This is a genomic window from Lentzea sp. NPDC051208, from assembly GCF_040682435.1.
In the GTDB taxonomy this organism is placed as follows: Bacteria; Actinomycetota; Actinomycetes; order Mycobacteriales; family Pseudonocardiaceae; genus Lentzea; species Lentzea kristufekii.
Genome location: NZ_JBFBAW010000013.1, coordinates 276,411 through 299,297, shown reverse-complemented (window position 1 = coordinate 299,297; position 22,887 = coordinate 276,411). Strand labels below are relative to the sequence as shown.

Genomic DNA, 22,887 nt, shown 5'->3' with positions numbered 1-22,887 from the left:
GCCACAGGTGTACGCGAGTCATCCTCGGCAGGGCAGCAGGCAGATGCCGTTCTCGACGCTCGGTGACCGATTCGTCGTCGTGCCGAACCTTTTACGCGGCCAGTTCCACGGACCCCGCCCCGAGAGTGAATCGCCACATGCTGTCCACGTACGACTTCATTTCCTGGAGAAGCAGGACGGGTGACAGCCGTACCTCGTGTCCGAAGTGGCCTGCGCTGAACCCGGCGACGTCCACCCGCGCTCCAGTAGATGCTGTCAAGACGCGCAATGCGTGCATGTGCTGGTACGGCGCGTACAACGCGTTCGTGACCACGAGGAGGCGTGAGAACGGATGGAGGACTTGAGATGCCACCGCGCTCAGCAGCTCGAAAGTGTGCTCCGTGGCCGCGCGGGTACGACCTGCCGGAGCCGGTGCGCTCAGGCACCACACCGGCGCCGATGAGACAGGACCGGGGTCGCCGTGGTAGCGACGCAGTCGTGCGGTCGTGCCGGGAGCGTGTTCGTAACCTGCCGCCAGCATCACATCTTCGGACGACGACCGTCCCGATGAGACCTCCACTGCAGCGGACATCAGGTCGAACTCCGTCCGTGCTGCCGGAGCGTAGAGGTCGGACCTGACGCGTTCCTCGTCGGTCACCATCCGGTCGCTGCCGAGCATCGCGATCCACGCGCATTCGATGCGCTGTTCCAGCGCGTAGGTGAGTCGCCGCAACGGCGCGTGTCCCGCACCCCCCGGCACAATCACGCCGTCATACCGATCGGCGGCCGCCCGTGTCGAGTGGACCATGTCCAGCTCGGCGGCCGCGTCCACGACGATGGCGGCGGACCTGCTGTCGAACCACAGGTCGTTCCCGAGATCCGATCGCTCCCCGCCAAGCCGGAAGTCCCAATGCGATCGTGCCAGAGCCGTCAGTGCGGCGAGACGTGCTGTGACGTCCGTCCTCGGCAACCGGGTGCCGAACAGCGTCGCGACTCGGTCCCACGCCGCGGAATGGATCCTGGAGGCCAGGTCGTCGTGCCACATCGCGCACCTCCGGTGGCGGCGCGGATGGGTTGCCAGGTCTTTGATCGCGCCGGTTCCAGCATGCAACGACCGGCTCTGCGAGACCCTGGGGACAGTCCCCAGTCTGCTGAACCACGCGATTTCCGTGAAGCAGCCGAAGACAGAAGGTCGGTCGACGAGTGGCGTGCAGACTGCGTCAACCGGCTAGTACGGTTCCGTCCGCTGAAATGATGATCTTGGCGCGGTTTCCCGTAGCCGGGCACTGCGGGCCGTTCGGATGGAGGGGGACCGGGTTGACCGTGACGGTCCCGACGGCGGTGGTGGCGCCGTTCGCGGCGGTGGCGGACACCTCGACAGTGACCGGACGGGCTGGAATGTCAGTGACCTGCGCAATCTCTCCCGTGGTCTCACCGTGGCCGGGCTCAGGACGGACGGTGGTGGCCACGCAGGTGGCATCCCAGCAAGCCTTGACGTCCACGGCCGCCACGGCCGTGTGCTCGACCTGTACCGCGATCCCGGCGGGTGCGCCCATCACAGTGCAGTCGGCCCCCGTGTCCGCGTTGCAGGCGGAGATCATGACCAGCAACGCCAGAAGGGACATCCCGGCGCTGATCGACAGTGCACCTCGCGTTCGTTCACTGTTGCGGCACATGTGGCCAATCTGGTCCATGATCGTTGCCGCTGGCAACTGCCGGAAGGGCGGACTTCCGGGCGCGTCGCCAGGTCCTCGCGCCGAACGGCGGGTCGTTCTCGTTCACGCCGCGTGGTGCTGCTGGGCCACGGCCGGACCTTGCCAGGCGTGCGACGCACGAATGCTCTGCCGGCAAGCCGCGAGCACTGCCTCGTTCTCCGCGTTGAGCTGTGTGCTCCCACACCGCGGGCAAGCCATTGTGACGACGCTCGTGAGTTCGTCAACGACGACTGACGTGGCGCATTCGTGCCGACGACACCAACGATGGCCGGACACACCGCTGATGTGCGTGGGGGAGGCGATGCACTCGTGCAACCAACGGCGATGAATGCGACAGGTCAGCCTGCCACTGATGGCCAGCCGTCCGCAGTCCTCCTCGTCGTCCTCCCACGCGAGCATCGCCGCTCTTCCTCTGGCGAGCACCGACGGCGGTGGTTCGGTGACACCGCCGTCGGTGCTCGCCATCGCACGGCGGTGTTGCACGAAGGCGGCGCGCGGGTTCGGTGCCTGTCGGCTGCGGATCTCGACGATCATCACGACCTCCCGGTTCCTGTTTTTCCTCGTACCAGAAGTGTGTGACGCGCATCACGGAGCCACCCGAGGGTGTTTCCCTAGTTCTCGCGGAGACGAGGTTGCTGATGCCGTGGAGCGCCGCCGAGGTGCTCGACAGCAGCGGCGATCGCGCTGACACGGGAATGGTCGACCGAATACAGCACGTAGTAGCCGTCTCTGCGGGTCGTCAGCAAGCCGGCCTGCGTCATCTGATGCAGGTGCCGGGATACGACCGACTGCGAGAGTCCGAGCAGCGAGGCCAGTTCCTGGGTGCTCCTGCTCTGCTCGGCGAGTGCCGACAGGATCTCGAGTCGCGGCGCGGCCGCGAGGGCTCGCAGTGAGCGGAGAACGTCCTCCCTGCTTGCCGCCGGTGGCGCTGGGGCCAGCGGAATGACGGGATAGGTCACGCGCAGCGGCCACGGCTCATCGCACGTGACGCGAACGTGCGGCCACACGAAGTGACTGGCAGTGAACGTGACCGGGCGCATGCTCGTGACCGTGACCTCGTGGTCGTGTGGACGGTCCAGGCTCAGCAACCGCTGGGCGAGGTCCACGCGGATCTCGGGAATGAGCGTGCGCAGCATGGAGAAGATGCCGTTGCGCGCGATCTGCTGACCTGTGCGCGCGATCTGTTCGTGCAGCAAAGGCTCGACACTGTCCCATTGCTCGGCGAAAGCGGCGGACCAGTACTCGCCGAGTGCGATGAGCGCACCGTCCAGCACGCGACGGGGATCATCGAGCACGCGGCGCAGCAACTCGGCTCGGCCCGCATCCACGGCCGCAAGTTCGAGCAACGCCATGTCGCGGACGTGGCCGTCGTGGAGAAGGTCGTGACCCCGGTATCGCGCCGTGTCGATCAACGTCTGGGCCAGCTCTGCGGCCAGCTCCTCAGGAGCCGTGGCGTGGACCGCGGCGAGTTGGTCGTCGAACGTGGCCTCGTGGTCGTCCGCCCGGCTCTCGAAGAAGGCGGGCACGTATCCGGCCACCATGAACTCGTGTTCCCGCAACAGGCGGCGTAGCCCGCTGGGCAGGCTCCGGCATCGGCGCACCCATGGTGCGTGCAGGGCGTGGTGTCCCGGCCGGACGAGCGCGTGCCACGAGTGCACCGTTTCGAGGAGCGCGGAGGTGGTGAACGCGACCTGCTCCTCTGCCTGTGACAGGAACCTCAACGAGATCACGATTGCATGATTGCACAATCAGTTGATTCCGCGCTTCTCGACACCAAAACTCAACGGCGAGAACCACTCCGAAAAGGACTGATAAACATGATCATGGAGCCGTACCGCATCAAAGTCGTTGAGCCGCTTGTCTTTCCCACTCGGGAAGAGCGGCGTCGTGCGCTCCGCGAAGCCGGCCACAACCTCTTTGCGTTGCGCTCCGACCAGATCACGATCGACCTGCTGACCGATTCGGGCACCAGTGCCATGTCCGCGGAGCAATGGGCATCGCTGATGCGAGGCGACGAGACCTACGCCGGCGCCCGCTCGTTCGACCGCTTCAGAGCGGTGGTTGCCGAACTCACGTCATATCCGCACGTCATTCCGGCGCATCAAGGCCGTGCGGCTGAAAGTGTGCTGTTCTCCGCATTGCTGGAACCCGGTCAGATCACCCTCAGCAACACGCACTTCGACACCACCCGCGCGAATGTCGAGCTGGCCGGCTGCGAAGCCCGCGACCTGCCGTGTGCCGAGGCCGCGGACCTCGCGAGCGACTACCCCTTCAAGGGAAACATCCATCTGGAACACCTGCGCGAGGTGCTCGGCGGCCCGGACGGTCCGCGAGTGGCGGCCGTGATCATGACGATCACCAACAACGCCAGCGGCGGACAGCCTGTCTCGATGCGCAATCTGCGAGGCGTGAAGGACCTGTGCAACAGGTACCGCGTGCCGTTCTTCCTCGACGCCGCCCGCTTCGCCGAGAACGCCTGGCTGGTCACCCAGCGAGAAGCGGGGTACTCCCAGGTCCCACCCCATGACGTGGCGGCAGAGGCTTTCAGCCTGGCTGACGGTGCGATCGCCTCGCTGAAGAAGGACGGGATCGCGAACATCGGCGGCCTGCTCGCGCTGCGTGATGACGACCTCGCCGCACGGTGCCGGAACGTCCTCATCACCCAGGAGGGCTTTCCGACCTACGGCGGACTCGCCGGACGTGACCTCGAAGCACTAGCCCAGGGGCTGGTGGAGGTCACGGAACCGAGATACCTCGAGGCGCGTGCGTCAGCCACGGCGCACCTGGCCGCGCTCGCCGCCGACGCGGGTATACCCACCGTCCGCCCCACCGGTTGCCACGCGGTCTACCTGGACGCCGGCGCATTTCTCCCGCACATTCCCGCGTACAGGTACCCCGCGCATTCCCTGGGGTGCGCGCTGTACCTGGAGGCGGGCGTGCGCTCGGTCGAACTGGGCTCGCTCACCTTCGGCCGCCCGGATCCGGCAGGCGGTCCCGATCTGCCCGCTCCGCGTGAGCTGCTCCGCCTCGCCCTGCCCCGTCGGGTCTACACCCGGAGCCACCTGGACTTCGTCGGTGAGGCCTTGCGTGCCGTCGCACGCGACGCCGCTCGTTTGCCGGGATACCGCATCGTCGACGCCCCTGCGGTGCTCCGGCACTTCAGCGCCCGTCTGGAGCCGGTGGCGCTGGACTCCGGTCGCAAGGAGGCGATCGTTGCGTGATGGTTCGACGCCTGGCACGTCATTCGATGTAGTGGTGGAGGCCTCGAACGACTGCGCCATCATGAGCTCCACGATTCTTCCTCCAACGGTCCTTCGACGTGGTCTTCCAGGTCGGCAGGGCGGCCTGCGTCGTCGCGAGCCCGTGCACGAGCTTCCTGCCTCGTCAGATGTCGCGATCGGTGGACACATCGGTACATCGCCCGTCCCGGGGGTCGGGACGGGCGAGTGGCCGAGGACTGTGCGACAGGGAAGACTTTCGATCGTATCTGCGTTTCTCGTTCATTCGCTCGTCAGCGGTGCGACCGTGCGAGCGTGAACTTCAGGTTTTTCCTGGAGGCAGGCTTTGTTCCGCGGCACGGAACGCGAGTGTCCGGCGATTGTCGGCAGGTGAGTCGGCTCCATCGTCCCGGTCGGACGCGACGGTCCCGCGTGGACAGCCGTGTCACCATTCGGCTGGCAGGGAGTCCATCTGGTCGAGCAGCAGGTCCGGTGTCCACCGCAACTCCCCCGGGGAGGTTGCCAGGCGCAGCCCCGGTAGTCGGCGGAACAGCGTTTCGAGCGCCACGCCGAGTTCGAGCCTGCTCAGCGCGCCGCCAAGGCAGAAGTGCCTGCCGTGTCCGAACGCGAGGTGTGCCTCGACGTCGTCGCGCGTGATGTCGAACCGGTCCGGTGCGGCGAACACGGCCGGGTCCCGGTTGGCACACGTCAACGGGCTGATCACGGTCTCACCCCTGCCGATGCGCACGCCGGAGAGGACGACGTCCTCCGTGGTGACCGCGATGCGGCTCAGCCCGTTGCCGCCGACCATCGAGCAGCGCAGGATCTCCTCCACGGCGGCGGGGATGAGTGCCGGTCTTTCTCGCAGCAGCGCGAGCTGGTCCGGGTGCCGCAACAGCAGGAGCACGCCACGGGTCAGGACGTTGGTGACGGTGCCGTACCCGCCGAACGTGAGCGTGCGCGCCAGGAGAATCATCTCGTGGTCGTCGATCTCACCGGCCAGACGTGCCGCGGCGATGACGCTCAGCACGTCGTCGCCCGGCGCCGACCGCTTGAGCGCGAGCAGGCCACCCACGAACGCGCCGAGCTCCTGGGACGCGGTGCGCATGTCCTCTTTCGTGTGCCTCGTGACCGATGAGATCACCTCGGTCCACGCCTTGATCCGCTCAACGTCGGGATCGGGTATCCCGAGCAGTTCGGCGGTGATCTGCCCGACGTACGGGAAAGCGAAGTCGCGCACCAGGTCCGCCGGGGGACCGGCGGCGATCAGCTCGTCGGCCAGGTCTTCCGCGAGCACTCGCATCCTGCCGTGCAACGTCTGCACAGCGCGTGCCTTGAAGGCCCGTTGCACCACGCTTCTGAGGCGTCCGTGATCGGGCGGATCCGTGTGGATGAGCAGTGCGGAATCGAGGTACGGGTCGATGCCGCTGCTGATCCGCGGCCCTCCGTCAGCGCCGATCGAGCGGCTGAACCTGTCGTCGGTCAGCACGGTCCGGATGTCGGCGTACCGGGTGACGAGCCACGCCCGGCTGCCCGAGGCCAGCACGACGGGAGTGACCGGTGACTCGGCACGCAGCTGCGCGTACTCGTCGGGCGGTTCGCCGTGCGGTCCGCCCGCGAACGGAAAGCGGAGCACTGCGTCCTCGATGGCCATCGGTGGCCTCCAATTCACATCCAGCGGTCGTGGCGGGGCGCGTGGTGGCCGAGCCGGACAGCGGCCAGCACGTTCGCGGCGACGATGCGAGTGGGTTGGTAGAGCTCCTTGAGCTGCCACATCGGGGTGCGCACAGGGTCGTGAGCGCTCGCCATGACGCCCTCGAGCAGGAACCGATGACCGCGGTCCGCAGCGGTGGTGACCGCGGCGCCGCGGTGATGACGGCCGATCAACCGCAGCAGCTGGACGGCGTACGCGGTCTCTTCCAGGGTGCCGCACCACGTGCCCCAGGCACCGTCGGGACGCTGAGAGTCCAACAGCCAGTCGATGACGCGGCGCAGGCTCATGACTGATCCAGCCCGGTCCGCGTAGTCCAGCGCCAGCGCGGCGCACGCCGTCGCGTAGAACGGCGAGGCGTGCCACTTGTCCACCCAGGATCCGTCGTCCAGCTGGGTGTCCAGCAGAAAGGCCTGCGCTTTCGCCGCCGCGGTGCGCAGTCGTGTGCGGCCCGGATCGACGTTGGCCGCTGCAGTCAGTGCCTCCAGAACGTGCGCGTTGGTGCTGACTGACGGCGTGCGCTCCACCGCGTGGTAGACCGTGAACCTCGTGTCCGCTTCGAACGTGAGCAGGCACGTCGGATCGGCGTCGGCGCCGAGCAGGCTGAGCAGGAACAGGACAGCGGCGGTGTCGTCGGAGTCGATGGGCAGGCCGACACCGGCGGCGAGCCCTTCAGGCGCCAACTGGCTGCGCAGGTACTCGACGATCTGCTCCCTGTCCTCGTAGGACGGTGTGAAACCGCTACGCAGCAACGATGTCAGGACCCAAACCCGGTCGAACACCGGAATCGGGGCCGTGTGCGGCTGTCCACCGTCGAGGACTCGGGCGCCGTGGCTCAGGTAGTCGACGGCCTCTGGCCAGGGATTGCTCGCGCGCGCCAGTGCCGCCGCGGTCGCCGCGGGTGAACCTCCCACGTGGCCCGTGGCGGGTGTGGGAGGTGTGCACTCCGGCAGGTCGAACAGCTCCCAGGTGTAGTAGAGCTGCTCGCGGATGGGACCGCCGTCGGCGGCATGGGCGCGCAGCTTCGCCAGCCCGTCGCGCCAGGGCCCACAGCGTGCCAACGCCTGTGCGATCCGTTCGCGCATCGGCCATCGTGCCGGGCCGGAATCGAGGTGCTCCAGCACCTCGCCCAGCAGTGCGGGCAGCAGGTTCTCGATGGCGGTGAGGTCGGGCAACAGGTCCGGATCCAGATCGGCCAGGTCGTGCGCGATCCGTTCCAGAGCCAGGCGCACAGGACCCGCCAGCTCGTCGGCCTCCAATGCGGGTGCTGCGTTGATGACGGCCAGGATGCCGCAGATGGCGGCCAGCGTGGGGAGCGCGCGATAGTCCGCGGGCACTGCGGTGGGTCCCCAGCTGCCATCGGGGTTCTGGTTGCGCAGCAGATAACGCAGGGAGGATCGGCCGAGTTCGTCCGGAACCCGCCCGGTACCTCTGGCCCAGGCACGCACGACGTGCGCGGTGTCGTAGCAGCTCGCGGAGACCGCGCCCCACGGATCGGACAGCGACTCCGCCAGCAACGAGACCGCTGAATCGTGTTCGCTCTCCACGTCAGGCCGTTCGATGCAGCACGAAGTCGGCCAGGTTCTCGAGGTCCTCGCGCACGGGGGACGGCATGGGGAACGCGCGCAGGCAGTCCAGTGCCATGCGGTGGTGTTCCCGTGCGGTGGACTCCGCGAACCTCCTGCCACCTTCCTCCTCCAGCAGGCCCGCCGCGAATTCGAGGTCGATGTCGGCGTCGGCGGGCCGGCCGAGCAGTTCGGCGATGCGGAGTGCCGCAGGTGTTCTCCCGGAGAGCACCGCCACCACCGGGAGTGTCTTCTTCCTCGTGCGGAGGTCGCTGAGCGCGGGTTTTCCCGTGACGGCCGGATCACCCCAGATGCCGTTCACGTCGTCCACGGCCTGTGCAACGACACCGAGGTGTTCGCCTGCCTGTGCGAGAAGGTCGGCGGCGGCCGGCTCCACTCCTGCCAGCACCGCGCCGACATGCAACGCGTAGCCGTACAACGCGCCGGTCTTGTCGGCGGACATGGCCAGGTACTCCTCGACCCCCACCGCGTTCGGACCACTTGCCGGCCGTGTCTCGAAGTTCAGGTCCTGCGCCTGGCCGAACGCCATCCGCCGGCACATCGACAGGAGATCGAGTGTCGCTGTCCTCCCTCCACCGTCGGAAATCCGGCTGAGCACCTCCAGCGCGAGAACGAGCAGCGCGTCGCCGGTCAGTATCGCGCGGCCGGCGCCGTACACACGCCAGACGCTCAACCGGTGCCGGCGTCGGTCGTCGCCGTCCATGATGTCGTCGTGCATGTGGGTGAACACGTGGACCAGTTCTGCGGCGACTCCGCCCGGCACACCGACCTCGCCTGCCGCCGAGGCCGCCTCGGCCGACAGCACGGCCATCGCGAGACACACGCCCTTGCCGCCACCGTTGGGAACCGGCCTGCCGTCGGCGTCCTGCCAGCCCAGGTGGTACGAGCTGATCTCGGCAAGCATCGGGTGCAAGCTCTCCACCGCCTCGTGCATGGCGGGGCCCGCCAAGCTCTTCGCAGCAGCCAGAATTTCCGCGACTTCCTGTGCAGGGCGCGACTGCCTGACAGCGTGAGGGGTGCCGGACACCTCGCTCATCGGATCACCTCGATTTCCCGGCGACGGGACGCGATGCACGAGATCAGCGGGAGCTGGGCATCGACGTCGGTCGGGTGCAACGAGTCTTGGCCCGGTCACGGCCGCGGTGGAACAGCGGGAAGACCAAATCCGGTACAACAGACACAGCCCTTGAGTTCGCACTATCGGGCACGTAGACCTCACCGCGATCGTTGCCATGAAGTCGTTCAGCGACCGCACGTCGTCATGGCCGGACATGATCACGCTGTGGACCGGAAGCTCCTCCGCCGAGGTGCGCGGTTGATCGCGGCGAGGCCTTTCATGACAGCGGTGGTGACTCCGGCCGGATGCAACCGTTGGTGCGCAGCAAGCTTCCTCGTGACGCATGAGGCGGAAACCGCGATGGGAGAGCCAAGGTGACGACGCACGACTGGCGCTGGTGGCGATCGTCTGCGCGATCCGTCCGCCGAGCGCGCCAGTGGACAGGGTGTCCTCGACCGCGACCACCAGACGATGTCGCTCCGCGAGCGCGAGCAGGTCCGGATCCAGCTCGGGTCCACCACAGTGGTCCGCACACCGAGGCGAGCGAGGTCGTCGCCGGCGGCGCGCAGCCGGGACAGATGCCGGGCGATGCCACCGGCAGTGGGGGCCTACGAGCGGCCGTTGTCGTTGAGCACGATCACGACCGGTCGCTCAGGCGCACCGGCGATGTTGTTCAACGCCTCCCAGCTCATGCCGCCGGTCAGCGCGCCGTCACCGACGACCGCGATCACGTGGCGATCAGTTTCACCGCGCAGTGCGAACGCCTTCGCGAGGCCGTCTGCATAGGACAGCGCCGTGGACGCTGCGAGTTCTCCACGAGATCATGAGGGGACTCGTCGCGTGACGGATAGCCGGACAGTCCACCCTCTTGGCGCAGTGAGTCGAAATCCCGCGCCGCGCCCGGTGAGAATCTTGTGCACGTAAGCCTGGTGCCCGTGTCGAACAGCAGAGGATCACGTGGCGACTCGAACACCCTGTGCAGTGCGATGGTGAGCCCCACTGCTCCGAGGCTCGGCCTGAGGTGAGCCGTTGGCGCACACCTTCTCGACCAGAAGATGCCTGATCTCCTTTGCCTGGGCGGGTAACTCCTCCACGGGCAGCTTTCGCACCACCTGTGAGGAGAGGAGCCGGGAGAACGTGGAACTTGACATGACAGCCGCACACCGCCTGCGGTGCGGAATGCGTCGATGCCACGATCGGCGGGTCGGAGGCCTCAGCGATCGCGGTGTGCGGCGAGTCTGGCGAGAGCGACCAGTTCCGCCCCTGCTCGTGTGGCGGGCGCGACGGCGTGCAGATGCTCGAGCGCTTGATGGAAGAGCAGAGTCGCCTGCGCCTGGCTCCACGCGCGTGCACCACTGGCTTCGACGAGGTGGGCGGCATGCGCCAGCTCGGCGTCGGAAAGCACGCGGCGCTGACCGTAGAGCGCCGCGAATTCCTCGCCCTCCGGTGTGCCGGAGGCAAGCGCGGCCACGACCGGGAGCGTCTTCTTCCGACTGCGCAGGTCGGCGTGAACGGGTTTGCCGGTGATCGAGGGCTCGCCCCAGATTCCCAGCAGGTCGTCGACGTGCTGGTAGGCCACGCCCAGTGCACGGCCGAAGTCACGCAGACACGCCACGCGCGCCGCATCCCCACCACCGAGAAGCCCGCCGACAGCACATGACGAGGCCAGCAGAGCGGCTGTCTTCCCCTCCACCATCGCAAGGCACTCAGCGACACCGACCGCGTCACGGCCCTCGAACGCGATGTCCGCCCGCTCACCGCCGAGGAGGTCCAGCGTCGCGTCGCTGAGCATCTGCATGGCCTCACTCGCCGCTGGATGGGTGCTGGCAGTGAGCGCTCGCCCGGCAGCAATCAGCAACGCGTCCCCGGCCAGCACCGCAGGCCCGACACCGAACACCCTCCAGGCGGTCGGACGGTGTCTGCGGGTGTCATCACCGTCAAGCACGTCGTCGTGCAACAGCGAGAAGTTGTGGATGAGCTCGACGGCGACGGCGGCGGGAACCGCCGCACCGGCTGCGCCACCGACAGCTTCGGCGGCGAGCAGGGTGAGTGCTGGTCTGATGGCCTTACCGCCAGCGGCAGTCAGCGCAGTCCCGGCTTCATCCCACCACCCGAGGTGGTACCCCGCGACGAGCCGGATCTCGGCGGGCAACTCTGCGACGGACACACGCAGCTGTGGCTCCACCATCGCCCGGCTCCACGACAGAATCCTTTGTGCCGAACGGGCTCTCTCCGCCAGATCAGGTGGTGACACGTCGGATACCTCCATCTCTGCGATGACCGAGAGGAGTGCCACAGCGGAGACCGCGGCATCACCTGTAGGACACCGACCGCAGGCCTGAGAGTGCACCCACGAACTGGGGTCGAGTGCATGTGCTCGTCGTCACACGCTAGCTCTGATATGTAGGCGGCACCTCAGGGAGAGTCCCTAGGACACGAAGGGTGGTCGAGTGTGCCGTCGTCACACCCAGAGCTGAGACAGAGGCGAGAGACGCCTTCGACAAGCAATGTCCCGGATGGACTGCCACTGGCCCACCTGCCGATGCCGTGGTGCTTGGCTGCACCACGGCATCGCGTTCATCCGGTCTGCACCTGTCGCGGGCGGCCTGTCCACCACGACACGGTCAGTTGGACGACAGCGATCGCCACAACACCCATCAGCACCGGCGTCCAGGTGCCCAAGCGCTCGTTGAGCCAGCCCGCCGCGACCGGCCCGGCGGCGGCGAAGCCGTATCCGATCGTCTGGGCCATACCGGAGAGTCGCGTCGTCTGGCCGGTCGTCCGGCAGCGCAGACCGATCACGGTCAGCGCGAGCACGAAGGCAGCCCCAGAGCTGGTTCCCGCGATCAGCACCCACAGCACAGCGGCACCCGGTGCGAGGAGCATTCCACACATGGCGAATGCCATCAGGAAGCTCACCACCACGCCTGAGATCCGCTGGTCGGTTCGCCTGCCGAGCAGCGGCGTGACCGCCAGGCACGCGACGATGCCCGCGACCTGGTAGAGGAACAGGTGCCATCCGGCCGTGGCCGGCGCGGAACCGCGGGCACTCTCGATCGACGGCAACCAGGTGATCAGCAGGTAGAAGCTCGTGGACTGCAGGCCGAAGAAAGCCGTGACCTGCCAGGCGACCGCGGACCTCCAGAGCGGTGCGGTACGCGGGTTTTCGGTGATCACCTCGCCGAATGGGTCTGTCCGCTGCACACGCGGCCACCACACGACTGCTACAACGAGAGCCGGTAACGCCCACACCACGAGCGACCACCTCCAGCCTGGCAACTGAGCGGCGAGGGGCACCGCGGTTGCCGAAGCGACCGCCGCGACCAGCGCCATCACCGTCGAGCACGCGCCTGTGACCTCGGCGGTTCGGTCCGCGTAGTCCCGCTTCACCAGCGATGGCAACAACACGTTGCCCACCGCGACGCACACGGCGGCTGCCGCGGTGCCGGCCCACAACATCACAACGCCAGGTAACGAGCGCAACAGTGTCCCGCCGGCGAGCCCCAGCGACGCCAGGACGACGGCGCGCTCCACCCCGACACGCCGGACTTGCCGGTTCACAGCGGGCGCCACGATCGCGAAGGCCACCAGAGGCACGGTGCCCAGCATGCCCAACGCCGTACGGCTCAGATTCTCGTCCTCTCCGATCGAGGTGAGCACCGGTCCCACCGAGGTGAGCGTCGGACGCAGGCATGCGGCGACCAGCAGCAGCGAGACCAGTCGAAGCGCAGTGCCTGCCCCGTCCGCGCTTGCCGGGCGGGGGACCACCGCCGACGCACCATCCGAGCGGTGAACCATGTCGCCTCCCGTAGTACTGGCTCAGGAACTGAGCAGCTCTCGAACCACGCGGTGGGCGGACTCGAGTGCGCCCTGCATCCAGCCGCCCCACGGGGAGGTGTGCTCACCGCAGAAGAGCACGCGGCCTTCGCGGTGGCGCACCGCCGGCAGCACGGTGGCCATCTGCCCGGCCTCGACGTGCGTCCACCCACCGCCTGCCCACGGATCCTCGTGCCAGGACTTGTGAAATCCCCCTACGAGGTGCCGCTCGACGTCCGGCAGCACGGTGCTCAGCTGTTCGCGCACGTAGCTCAACCTCTGCGCGTGCGGAACATGGGAGAAGGCAAGAGCGTTGTCCTGCTCCATGTACGCCAGCAGGAGACCCTCGTTGCCGTCCTGGACGTGTGTCATGTCCCAGACCCGCTCCAACGGCGTGTCGGTGCAGCACAGCGTCAATCCGTCGAGTCCGTGCTCGGTCCAGAAACGTGTGGAGGTCTGCAGGTAACAGCGCGCGGCGGGCATCATCTTCACCGTCCTCAGCGCTTCCGCCTTCTCAGTGCTGAGGCTTCGTCCCCATGTGATGCGGCGCATGGGGTGAGGCGGAAGCGCACACACGACGAAATCGGCCGTGACGGTGTGGGCACGGCCAGATGACCGATAGGTCACCACAGCGGACTTGGTGGACTGATCCACCGCGAGCACAGGCGAGTTCAGTCGCAGCACGTCGCCGAGCCCACGAGCCAGCGCGTCCGTCAGCTGGTCGTTGCCGCCGTGCACCGCATACAGATGGTCATGTGTGTCGTCCACCATCAGTGCGCGTAGCCAGAAGAGTGTTCCGGCACTGTCGAGCGCTGAGCCGCTGACGGTGCGCAGCAGGAGCAAGGCGTCGTCGGACACCTGGCGTTCTCGGAGGTGCTCCAGGAACGGCCTGGAATCGATGTCCAGCTCTCGCGGCGTCGGCCACCGAGGACAGAACGGGTTGCCCACAGCCGAGGCCGGACCGTGCCGCTGCATGAGCGACTCCACGTCAGCCGAGCGTTCGTCCTCTGCGAGATCGAACAGGTCGGTCGGCCACGGCTCGCCCGCCGAGCGCGTGAAGGTACGTCCCCTGATCCGGAACAGCGTCTTGGTCGCGGGCTGGAACTCCCGCAGCCGCAAGCCGAACTCGCGCACGTAGTCGAGCACGTGGACGTGGGAGTCCAAGATCCGCGTCGCACCCACCTCGGCGTACTGGTCGCCGCGCAACCTGTCGCGCACGGTCTGAACCCGCCCGCCGATGCGGTTCTGCGCCTCGATCACAGCCACCACTCGAACACCTCGGCGACGCAGCTCGTGGGCGGCGCAGAGCCCGGCCAGGCCCGCGCCGAGGACCACGGCCGTGCGCTCCTGTCCGTTCGCGCGTTCATCGGGACGCAACCGGATACCGGTGCACGAACACTCGTGGTGCGACTTGTTCGACGGTGCCTCGACGCACGATCCCGCTGCGGTGGCCGGATGAGGATGAACCAGGGAGTGAACAGACATCGCGCACCCATCAACGAGAAGTGAGTTGGAGCGACCGCAGACCGCGCAGCGACAGCGAGGGCAACCAGTCGAGCGGTTCGCCGGCGACGCGGAACCGGGTCAGCAGCGGGACGAGCACCTGCAGGGCCACTTCCGTGAGGATGCGGCCGATACCGGCTCCGATGCAGAAGTGCGGTCCCTGGCCGAAACCGAGATGTCCGGCGTCCCTGCGCGTCACCACGAGCTGGTCAGCCAGTTCGAACCGCTCAGGATCCCGGTTGGCGGCGTTGAGCATGCAGAAGACGTACTGGCCGGGCTCCATTCGTACCCCGCTGAACTCGGCGGGTTCACCGCATCGGCGTATGACGCTGAAGAACGAGCCGTCGAACCGGATCAACTCGTCGACGGCACCGGGGAGGAGTTCCGGCTGCTCGTGCAGCACGGCGAGCTGGCCGGGATGCTCCAGCAGGGCGAGCGCGGCGTTCCCGATCAGGTACTTCGTCGTTTCGTGGCTGCCCACCACGATGTTGATGCAGTTCGCGATGGTCTCTTCCTGCGAGACGCCACTTGCGGTGAACTCCGCTGCGATGGTGCTGAGGAGGTCGTCTTGCGGAAGAGCGCGTCGTTTCTCGACCAGTTCCTGCAGATACGAGCGGATCGAAGCGACGTTGCGCTGCGCAGTTCGAACTGCTTCGGCGGACACCTCGCCGGTGCCGTCGAGCAGGAAGCCACCCTGCGACCACGCGGCGAACGCGGGGATGTCCTCGCTCGGTATCCCGATGATGCGTGCGATGGTGCGCAGGACGAATCGCTCGGCGAAGTCGGCCATGAGATCGAACTCCGTCCGTCCCACCAGATTCGATGCCAGCTCCTGGACGGTCTCGATCGCAGTTGAACGAACCCAGTGCAGGCGTTGCGGTTTCACGGCACGCACGGCCGGGGCGCGCAGACCGCGGTGAGACGCCCCATCGCGGAAAAGCAGCCATCGGTCGAGAAACCCGGTGTACGCCTCGGCGTCACCACGTGCGCACTCGGGGACTCCTCGCGTGTAGATCTCAGTGCGCGCCGACGAGAGCCGGTGATCCTTGAGCATGCGCTGCACTTCGTGGTGCCCTGTCACCACCCAGGCGTTGAGCCTGGCACTCCACGCGATCGGGGAATGCTGCCGCAGCCGGGCAAGCTCGGCATAGGGGTTCGCAGTGAACGACGGCGCGAAGAAATCAACGTCCACCGTCCCTCCATCCCCTTGCAGATCTTCGAAGCGCGGTTCCACAGGTGTGCCCCTCACGACGTTTGATCACGTTTTCTGGTGCAGCCGATCCGGAGAGCGCAAGTCCACCCCGCCCCCGCGTGGGCGGGTTTCCTGCGCAACTGTGCGACTGAACCAAGATGTTCGACCGACATGTGCCGATTGGGACATGGGGCTGAGGCCACCTGCGTGGAGTCGGTTCGGCGCGGCGGACATGTCGTCAGCCGGTTGGCCGCAGTGCCACTTCAGCGGCAATGGTGTCCTGGTTGTACCAGGGATTTCCTGAACTTCTTGAGATGAGCTGGAACGAACGGCGGTCGTAGTGCGCGGCCAGGTCGCCGAACACGTCGTTGAGGAAGAACATCGCCCAGAAGGCACGTTCGAGGAAGGTGGCGCCCTTCATCTCGATCACCGTGCACTTGACGGCCTCGCGGGACGGGCATTCGCGGAGCAGCTCGACGGTCCGCTCCACCCTGCTCCTTTCGAAGGGGTGGGCTTCCGGATGCGTGAGGAGCAGGATGTGGTGCCTGTCCTGCAGTTCCGCGAAACTCGCGATCTCGCTGTGGGTGAACTCGTGCAGGAGGTTGACCGACGATGGCATCATCGCGATCTCGTTGAGGTACATCCGCGCGATGCGCACGATGGACCCGGTGATCGCGGGCTCTCCCAGGAAGAGGATCCGGCTGTCGCGCAACCGCACGGCGAGCTCCTTGGCGTGGTTGCTCTCACGGTTGGCGAGAAGGAACCGGCTGACGTCGGGCAGGCGATCCGCGTAAGGCTCACTGACCACTCCGAGCGCCCGCAGGATGTTGAGGCTGGAGGAGAAGAACTCCGCGACGTGGAAAAGCGGGTACTCGCGATCGTGATCACCGAGGTTCCACTGCACGTAGGACAATCCATCCTGGACAGCCATCCGCCCCAGCGGTCCACCGGCCGTCCAGACGACGATGTTGCTGGTGAGGCTGCGGGCGTGCCGGTATGCGATCAGAGGTTCCTCGGAGCTCCCGCTGTAGGAGGTGATGACCACGAGAGTGCCGGGATCGGCCAGCAACGCGTCCGTCAGGTAGTACTCGAGGTGGTAGTCGTTGACCACCTGCACGTCGAGAGGTACCTGCTCGCTCGCCAGGAACGACTTGAGCACATCGCCGCAGATCGCTGAGCAGCCCATTCCCACGAGGAGAAGCCGCTGGAACCTCCCGCTGCGCACCGCGTCGGTCAGCTGGACCACTCGGAAGCTGTCAGATCTGCACAGTTGTGCAGGGATTGTGTCGATGTTGGCCAGGAAACGTTCGATGCGCGATTCCACGTCCGCGTCCTCCATCTCGTCATGCCACCCGTTCTGAGGTGTGCATCACGGTTCCAGGAGGTGGCGACTCCCTGCCTGGGCAAGTTCCCTAGTTTTGTATCGGACGGTGGCGGCTGGACTGCTGTGGCCGGATGTCTGCCCTGTTGTCCGCCCGGTCGAACGATGCTAACGCGAGCTCGCTGATCTAGCAGCCAGTCGTTCCTCTGAAGTGCCGGAGGCAGGCGGTGCCGCTGGCGCGGCAAGTCCGGGTTCCTGAAGTCGCATGTCGACGGTCCCAACTCGATGGTCTGCCCATCGCGTTGCCTGATGAGGTACGGAAAGGGTGTGCCCTCGCATGCACCGGTGGGGCGGGCGGAGCCGCAGCGGAGGACGGACGATGGGACTCGCCTGCCGCAGAGCAGAGCATCGGCACGGTTGCCTTTCTCGCACATCGAGGTGCTCGCGCCTCGCACGGCGCCGCTGAGAATGGTTCGGCTGCTTGCTTCGGCGTGGGCGAGGACGAGGCTGTGGCCGAGGCGAGGGCGGGCTTGGACTGGCACCGCGCTGAGGGCTGCCCAATAACACCAACGGGTATCCCCGGTGTGGCATTCGTGTCGCGGTACGGCGACGTGCGGCAGGTCCTGCTCGATCAGGAGGCTCTTAGCAGCCACGGCAACTTCATCCTCGACGGCGACGACAGCGACTCACCGCTGGCCTTGATCATGCAGAGCGATCCACCGGAGGACACTGCTTCGAGGGACCTGCTGCGTCCAGGATTTCGCCGTGCGTCCATGTCGGACGCGGCTCCGTGGATCGGCGAACGCGCCACGGAGCTGATGGACCGCCTGCCGGACCGCGGACCTGCGGACATCGTCGGCGACATCGCGATGCCGCTCACGGCGACCGTGATCTCGCGGCTCATCGGTGTGCCCCAAGGCGATGCGGCCGAGCTGTCGCTCGCCATCACCGAGATCATTCCAGGCAACTTCCTCCAGTCGGACGTTTGGACCGAGCTCGAGAGCTACTTCGTCGAGCAGGCGAGGCGACGCCGGGCAGCCGTGAGCACACCGGATGATCTGCTGACCCGGCTGGTGACGGGCAGGCCAGCCGGCGAACTGCTGACCGATCGGGAGGTGTGGAGCGTGAAGAGCGCCTGCGCCGCTGCACGGCCATCCGATGGGTCATGCGCAGTGCGAGGTACAGACTGCGGTCGGTGCTGCGATGGTGGGACCTGGTCTGCGAGTTCTGGTGGGACTGGAGTCCGCGAACCTCGACGAGACCACGTTCCGCTCAGCCGCCGGCGAGTACGAGTTCCGGGGGAGTCCGCTCGCGCAAGCACGTCTCCCCTCAGCCACGGCATGCACCTGTGCTTGGGCGCGGAGTTGTCCCAGACGGAGATCACCTCGACGCTGAGCCACCTCTTGGACCGGATGCCGGGCTTCGCCTGCTTGACCTATCACGGCGTGACCAGCACGGTATCTGCGGTCCACGTCGGATCGACGTCTGGTGAGGCCGGTGCTGCACCGTCGGCCTCACGCATCTTCCTGTAAGCACTGATGGCACCTCGATCAGCCCTGATGGTCGCCCGGTCGTCCCTGGAGCGCCGTCTCCGGTTGCGAGACGATCTGCGACAGGCACAGGAGAAGTGGCTCCGTGCCGGACCGGCCCCGCGAGGTATCGACCGCGTCGATGTCTGTGGGTCCTGAACGTCTACCGGCTGGATGCAGCGAGTATCAAATTGGGAAGTATGTATCTGAAAGGTGCGTACTTCCCTTCCGGAAGTAGCTTTTCTAGGGTGACCACTACGGCTCGCATCTGCTGGCCATTTCACACAGGAGTGTCAAATGACTTCGACCAACGTTTCCGCCCGCGCAGCAGGCGGACGCGCCGCGTCCGGACACATTGGTCCCGTCCTTCGCTGGCTGCTCACGCTTCAAGGAGTCGTACTCATCGTGCTGGGCGCGTTGTTCGTGTTCGCGCCCGAGGCGGCCGAGCAGTCGTACGGCGTGCTGGTCGACACCGGGTCCTACGAGTTGCACTACGCGCTCGCCGCCAGGGAAGTGCTCCTGGGCCCGATCATCATCGCCCTCGCATGGCGACAGCAGATCGCGGCGCTCAGGCTGATCATGTTCTGCAGCATCTTCGTCGCGCTGGCCGACCTGGTGAACGTTCTCGGCGCCGGCGGGAGTGGAGGGTCATCACTGATGCCGCACGTGACCGGAATCGTCGTGCTGTCGGCGTTCTCCATCGCGCTGTACCGGGTGTCACGCGTGAGTCGAACGGCGTGACGTGGTGTGGCATGGAGCATGAGCAGTCAGAATCCAAAGTGGACGGCGACCGTCGTCAAACGAGCGAGGAAACGGCCGCCGGCACCACAGATTCAACCGCTGAACTGATCGTTGCCGAGCGGCGACTCCAGTCGGCGCAGCTGTCCGGAGACGTGGCGGTGCTGGATGAATTGCTCGACGATCGTCTGATCTTCACGTCGGGACCGGACGGCCGGTGTTACGGCAAGCACGACGACTTGGACCTGCATCGATCCGGGCGGCAGGTCATCACCAGACTTGTGGAAGAAGACCTGACTGTCCTGGTCGAAGGACGTACGGGTGTGACGTTGTTCCTCGGCGTACTGGAAGGTTCCGTGCGCGGAGTGCCGTTCGCGGCCAGGATGCGTTACACCCGGACCTGGTTCTACGACGGAGTTCAGGGGTGGCGGCTTCTGGCCGGGCACGCAAGTGCGATCTAGTCACATGAAGTGGGGCTCGATGAACCGCGGCGTCGTGGAAGCGCTCCCACGATCTCTTGCCGGTTCGGACCGCGTGCCGGGGAACAAGAATCGCGTGCCTGGCCGCTGCCCTAACGAGCAATACAACGCCGGGAAAGCAAGAGCAGAATCCACAGCGGAGCTGCTGCCTGGAGGTATCTGATGGTTCTGCCGGGAGAACGAGGATCACCACCCAGCCGTGCTGAACGGGAGGTTTTCGTCGGACGGCGTCGCGAGCTGGACCAGCTGCGTGAAATCGCGGCACGGGTCGCCGCGGGGACGCCGTGGCTTGTGTCGGTCGAAGGGGAGGCGGGCATGGGCAAAACGGCCCTGCTGGGCCACTACCTCGCCGAACTAGAGCATTCGGTGGTGCTGGGGGCGCGCGCTGACGAGGCCGAGGTCGACTACGGCTTCGGCCTCGTCGGTCAGCTCGTTGCCAGGGTGGACCCCGACGTGTTGAAGCGCTTCCCCTTGTTGTCGAGTGGCCCGACGCCGGCTGCGGCACCCTTCGCGGTGGGAGCCGAGTTGGTCGGGCTGCTGGGCAAGCTCCAGGCACGAGGACTGGTGGTTCTCAGCATCGATGACTGGCAGTGGGCCGACCAGCTCTCGGTGCAGGCACTCGGGTTCGCCTTGCGGAGGTTGTGGGCCGACCGCGTGCTGACCGTTGTGACGGCACGAACCGCAGGAAACGGGTTGGACGCCATCCGGCGTCGTCTGCTGGAGTCCAACGAGCGAACCACGCGGATCGTCCTGAAAGGACTCGGCGTGGAGGAAGCCGACGAGCTCGCCGCGGCGCTGAGCAACGGGTTGAGCCCCAGGGCGATCGAGCGGCTGCACACGCACACCGGTGGGCATGCTTTGTATCTGCGCACTCTGCTCACTGAACTCGCTCCTGACGAGTTGGCCGCGGGAGACGTGAAGCCTCCGCTGTCGGCAACCCTCGCTCAGACCATCGAGGACCGCCTCGCACGCCTGCCGTCCGACACCAGGAAACTGCTCGAAGCCCTTGCGGTGCTCAACACGAGAGTCCCGCTCGCACGGGTCGGCCACCTGGCGGAGGTGCCCGATCCCACCGCGGCACTGGAACCGGCACTTCCCGCCGGCCTGGTCGAGTGGTGGCCGTCGGAGGCGTCCAATCCCATCGCGTTCCGCCACCAGCTGCAACGCGACGGCGCCTACAACGCGATCCCTCCCACCCGCCGCAGGGCACTGCACGCCAAGGCGGCGCTGCTCGTGGACGGAGCAGCCTCGTGGCACCACCGCGTAGCGGCTACCGACACCACCGACGGCGTGCTCGCCGCGGAGCTGGAGACCGTTGCCGCCCAGGAAGCCGCTGAAGGTTCCTTCGGCCTCGCGGCAACGCACTTGCTGTGGGCGGGTGACCTCCATCCCGATCGCGTCGACCGCGAGCGTTGCGCCTTGACCGCCACCGTTCACCTCTTCGTGGTCGGAGACCTTCCGCGCCTGCTGGCTCTGCGAGAGACGGCCGTGGCGTGCCAGGACACCTCATTGCGCAGCACCGCACTCGGCCTCATAGCCTTCACCAGCGGCAATGCGCAGGAGGCGGAGATCCGGCTGCGTGAAGCCGCTCTAACCCTCGAAACCGGCTCCTTGGCTTGGGTTCCTCCGACTGCGGCGACTTGGCTCGCCGCGTTGCGTGCCTGGCAGGGGCAGGGCATCGGCACCGTCGAGGCAGCCGAACTGGCCTTGGGCTCCGGCGTCCTGCCGCAACCGGTCTCCGATCTGGCGACCTATTTCCACACCGTCGGCCGAAGCCACGCCGAGGGGCCTGGTGTCGCCCTCCCGCCACGGATCGGGACTGAAGCCGACAAGGACACGCTGGTGTACCGCGGTGCGTTCAACACAATCGCGTGCCGACTGCCCGAAGCTGAGGAAGATCTGCGCCAGGGGCTGGAACTGGCACAGCGGGGAAAGATCACGATGTTCGCCTCGTTGAGCTCTCAGGCGATGAGCGTGTTGGCGGTGGCACGGTACATGCGTGGTGCCTGGACCGAGGCGATGCTCATGGGTGAGCGCGCCGTTCACTCGGCGGAAAGCCTCGAGCACCGCTGGGACATCGCACGATCGCACCTGGCCTGTGCGATGGTGGCGGCTGGACGTGGAGACTGGACGACCGCCGACAAGCACGTGGGGACGACGTCGCAATACGCGTTCGCAGGACCGCAGGAGGCGTGCTTCGCCGCGGTCGCAGCGGCAGTGCTCGCCCAAGCCCGCCATGACCGGCCCGCCATGCTCGCCGCCCTGACGCCATTGCGAGATCCGGACGTGGTGGCAGGGTGGGGAAGCCACTGGGCCTTGCTGTGGCGCCCGCTGCTCGTCGAAGCGCTGATCGGTGTCGGTGAGCTCGCCGAGGCGGAGACGGAACTGCGGGAGCTGGAGCGGCTCGCCACGGACACGCCGGCGTTGAGGCCCGCCATCACGTGGCTGTCAGCCTGGCTCGCCGCCGAGCGCGGTGATATCGCCGCCGCCCGTGCCATTTGCCGCCGTGCAGCCGAGGCAGGCCCGTTCAAAGCCGGGATTCCGCTCCATCAGGCTCTGCTGGAACAGTTCCACGGAGAGCTCCTCCAGCGCCAGGGCAGGTCGCGCGAGGCCGAACAGCGGCTCCGCGAGGCTTACCGCCAGTTCGCTGAACTGGACGCCCATCCGTTCAAGGAACGGTGCCACGATGCTCTGGCGACCTGCGGCATCCCGGTGGCGCTCACGATTCCGACTGCGCGGGATGGACTCACCGAGCGCGAACGTGAAGTCAGCTACCTCGTTTCCCGCGGGCTCACGAACACCGAGATCGCGAGCAAGATGTTCGTCACCACGAAAACCGTCGAGTACCACTTGAGCAACGTCTACAGCCGGTTGGGCATCGCCAACCGACGTCAGTTGCGCGACCTGATCCAGCAGGAAGATCTCGACCGCCGCTCGCCGGCCTTGGCCAACGGCTCCGCAGGCCCGAGCCGACGATGACGCGGTAACCCGATGTCATCAAATGCGGGCCCCGTCGGACGGACTGCCTTCGACGGGTGTGCGC

At 66.8% G+C, this 22,887-nt stretch carries 18 protein-coding genes and 1 pseudogene; 6 read left to right on the top strand and 13 right to left on the bottom strand.

Annotated elements, in window-relative coordinates; all coding sequences use genetic code 11:
• Positions 1-91 precede the first annotated feature (91 nt).
• From AB0M48_RS30250 to AB0M48_RS30240, 3 genes are all read right to left on the bottom strand, one after another.
• A complete protein-coding gene (locus tag AB0M48_RS30250) occupies positions 92-1,024 on the bottom strand; it encodes a hypothetical protein (RefSeq protein ID WP_363848523.1) in 933 nt (310 codons plus the stop codon).
• A 175-nt stretch (positions 1,025-1,199) separates the two neighbouring features.
• Positions 1,200-1,673, bottom strand: a complete 474-nt coding sequence (locus AB0M48_RS30245) for a hypothetical protein (protein WP_363848521.1) — start codon at positions 1,671-1,673, stop codon at positions 1,200-1,202.
• 632 nt (positions 1,674-2,305) lie between these two features.
• Complete coding sequence (locus AB0M48_RS30240) at positions 2,306-3,424, bottom strand: DUF5937 family protein (RefSeq protein WP_363848519.1); 1,119 nt, start codon at positions 3,422-3,424, stop codon at positions 2,306-2,308.
• Positions 3,425-3,511: 87 nt separating this feature from the next.
• Here AB0M48_RS30240 and AB0M48_RS30235 point away from each other — a divergent pair, with 87 nt between their 5' ends.
• The gene (locus AB0M48_RS30235; RefSeq protein WP_363848517.1) at positions 3,512-4,915 is read left to right on the top strand and encodes a tryptophanase; all 1,404 of its coding nucleotides are present in this window, start codon (positions 3,512-3,514) and stop codon (positions 4,913-4,915) included.
• 442 nt (positions 4,916-5,357) lie between these two features.
• Here the strand turns inward: AB0M48_RS30235 and AB0M48_RS30230 are convergent, their stop codons facing one another.
• The 10 genes from AB0M48_RS30230 to AB0M48_RS30185 form a co-directional block, all read right to left on the bottom strand.
• Positions 5,358-6,566 (bottom strand): cytochrome P450, encoded by a 1,209-nt coding sequence (locus AB0M48_RS30230; protein WP_363848515.1) that lies wholly within the window; start codon positions 6,564-6,566, stop codon positions 5,358-5,360.
• 14 nt (positions 6,567-6,580) lie between these two features.
• Positions 6,581-8,170: a prenyltransferase/squalene oxidase repeat-containing protein gene (locus AB0M48_RS30225; protein WP_363848513.1), complete on the bottom strand. Its 1,590-nt coding sequence runs from the start codon at positions 8,168-8,170 to the stop codon at positions 6,581-6,583.
• 1 nt (position 8,171) lies between these two features.
• Complete coding sequence (locus AB0M48_RS30220) at positions 8,172-9,245, bottom strand: polyprenyl synthetase family protein (protein WP_363848511.1); 1,074 nt, start codon at positions 9,243-9,245, stop codon at positions 8,172-8,174.
• 629 nt (positions 9,246-9,874) lie between these two features.
• Positions 9,875-10,057, bottom strand: a complete 183-nt coding sequence (locus tag AB0M48_RS30215) for a 1-deoxy-D-xylulose-5-phosphate synthase N-terminal domain-containing protein (protein ID WP_363848556.1) — start codon at positions 10,055-10,057, stop codon at positions 9,875-9,877.
• Complete coding sequence (locus AB0M48_RS30210; protein ID WP_363848555.1) at positions 9,994-10,239, bottom strand: 1-deoxy-D-xylulose-5-phosphate synthase N-terminal domain-containing protein; 246 nt, start codon at positions 10,237-10,239, stop codon at positions 9,994-9,996. Before AB0M48_RS30210 ends, AB0M48_RS30215 begins: the two co-directional genes overlap by 64 nt.
• Positions 10,240-10,479: 240 nt before the next feature.
• Positions 10,480-11,454, bottom strand: coding sequence for a polyprenyl synthetase family protein (locus AB0M48_RS30205; RefSeq protein ID WP_363848509.1), 975 nt, complete (start codon positions 11,452-11,454; stop codon positions 10,480-10,482).
• Positions 11,455-11,843: 389 nt separating this feature from the next.
• Complete coding sequence (locus AB0M48_RS30200; RefSeq protein ID WP_363848507.1) at positions 11,844-13,064, bottom strand: MFS transporter; 1,221 nt, start codon at positions 13,062-13,064, stop codon at positions 11,844-11,846.
• A 21-nt stretch (positions 13,065-13,085) separates the two neighbouring features.
• Entirely contained in the window at positions 13,086-14,459 is a 1,374-nt protein-coding gene (locus tag AB0M48_RS30195; protein WP_363848506.1) for an FAD-dependent oxidoreductase, read from the bottom strand.
• Positions 14,460-14,577: 118 nt separating this feature from the next.
• Complete coding sequence (locus tag AB0M48_RS30190) at positions 14,578-15,819, bottom strand: cytochrome P450 (protein WP_363848504.1); 1,242 nt, start codon at positions 15,817-15,819, stop codon at positions 14,578-14,580.
• A 196-nt stretch (positions 15,820-16,015) separates the two neighbouring features.
• Complete coding sequence (locus AB0M48_RS30185) at positions 16,016-17,023, bottom strand: SIS domain-containing protein (RefSeq protein WP_363848502.1); 1,008 nt, start codon at positions 17,021-17,023, stop codon at positions 16,016-16,018.
• A 659-nt stretch (positions 17,024-17,682) separates the two neighbouring features.
• Here AB0M48_RS30185 and AB0M48_RS30180 point away from each other — a divergent pair.
• The 5 genes and pseudogenes from AB0M48_RS30180 to AB0M48_RS30160 all read left to right on the top strand — a co-directional run bounded on the left by AB0M48_RS30180 (position 17,683) and on the right by AB0M48_RS30160 (position 22,823).
• Positions 17,683-18,630, top strand: coding sequence for a hypothetical protein (locus tag AB0M48_RS30180; protein ID WP_363848501.1), 948 nt, complete (start codon positions 17,683-17,685; stop codon positions 18,628-18,630).
• Positions 18,631-18,924: 294 nt separating this feature from the next.
• A complete protein-coding gene (locus AB0M48_RS30175) occupies positions 18,925-19,368 on the top strand; it encodes a DUF4267 domain-containing protein (RefSeq protein ID WP_363848500.1) in 444 nt (147 codons plus the stop codon).
• An 11-nt stretch (positions 19,369-19,379) separates the two neighbouring features.
• Positions 19,380-19,826 carry a nuclear transport factor 2 family protein gene (locus AB0M48_RS30170; RefSeq protein ID WP_363848498.1) on the top strand — a complete coding sequence of 149 codons (447 nt, stop codon included), beginning with the start codon at positions 19,380-19,382 and terminating at the stop codon, positions 19,824-19,826.
• 180 nt (positions 19,827-20,006) lie between these two features.
• A pseudogene (locus AB0M48_RS30165) lies at positions 20,007-20,495 on the top strand (ATP-binding protein); the annotation flags it as partial.
• A gap of 114 nt (positions 20,496-20,609) precedes the next feature.
• Positions 20,610-22,823, top strand: coding sequence for a LuxR C-terminal-related transcriptional regulator (locus AB0M48_RS30160; protein ID WP_363848553.1), 2,214 nt, complete (start codon positions 20,610-20,612; stop codon positions 22,821-22,823).
• Positions 22,824-22,887: the final 64 nt, after the last annotated feature.

Coding starts and splice junctions, on each gene's coding strand:
- AB0M48_RS30235 (WP_363848517.1), top strand. CDS start 3,512: ATGATCATGGAGCCGTACCGCATCAAAGTCGTTGAGCCGCTTGTCTTT.
- AB0M48_RS30245 (WP_363848521.1), bottom strand. CDS start 1,673: ATGGACCAGATTGGCCACATGTGCCGCAACAGTGAACGAACGCGAGGT.
- AB0M48_RS30200 (WP_363848507.1), bottom strand. CDS start 13,064: ATGGTTCACCGCTCGGATGGTGCGTCGGCGGTGGTCCCCCGCCCGGCA.
- AB0M48_RS30250 (WP_363848523.1), bottom strand. CDS start 1,024: ATGTGGCACGACGACCTGGCCTCCAGGATCCATTCCGCGGCGTGGGAC.
- AB0M48_RS30220 (WP_363848511.1), bottom strand. CDS start 9,245: ATGAGCGAGGTGTCCGGCACCCCTCACGCTGTCAGGCAGTCGCGCCCT.
- AB0M48_RS30230 (WP_363848515.1), bottom strand. CDS start 6,566: ATGGCCATCGAGGACGCAGTGCTCCGCTTTCCGTTCGCGGGCGGACCG.
- AB0M48_RS30205 (WP_363848509.1), bottom strand. CDS start 11,454: ATGGTGGAGCCACAGCTGCGTGTGTCCGTCGCAGAGTTGCCCGCCGAG.
- AB0M48_RS30175 (WP_363848500.1), top strand. CDS start 18,925: ATGACTTCGACCAACGTTTCCGCCCGCGCAGCAGGCGGACGCGCCGCG.
- AB0M48_RS30170 (WP_363848498.1), top strand. CDS start 19,380: ATGGAGCATGAGCAGTCAGAATCCAAAGTGGACGGCGACCGTCGTCAA.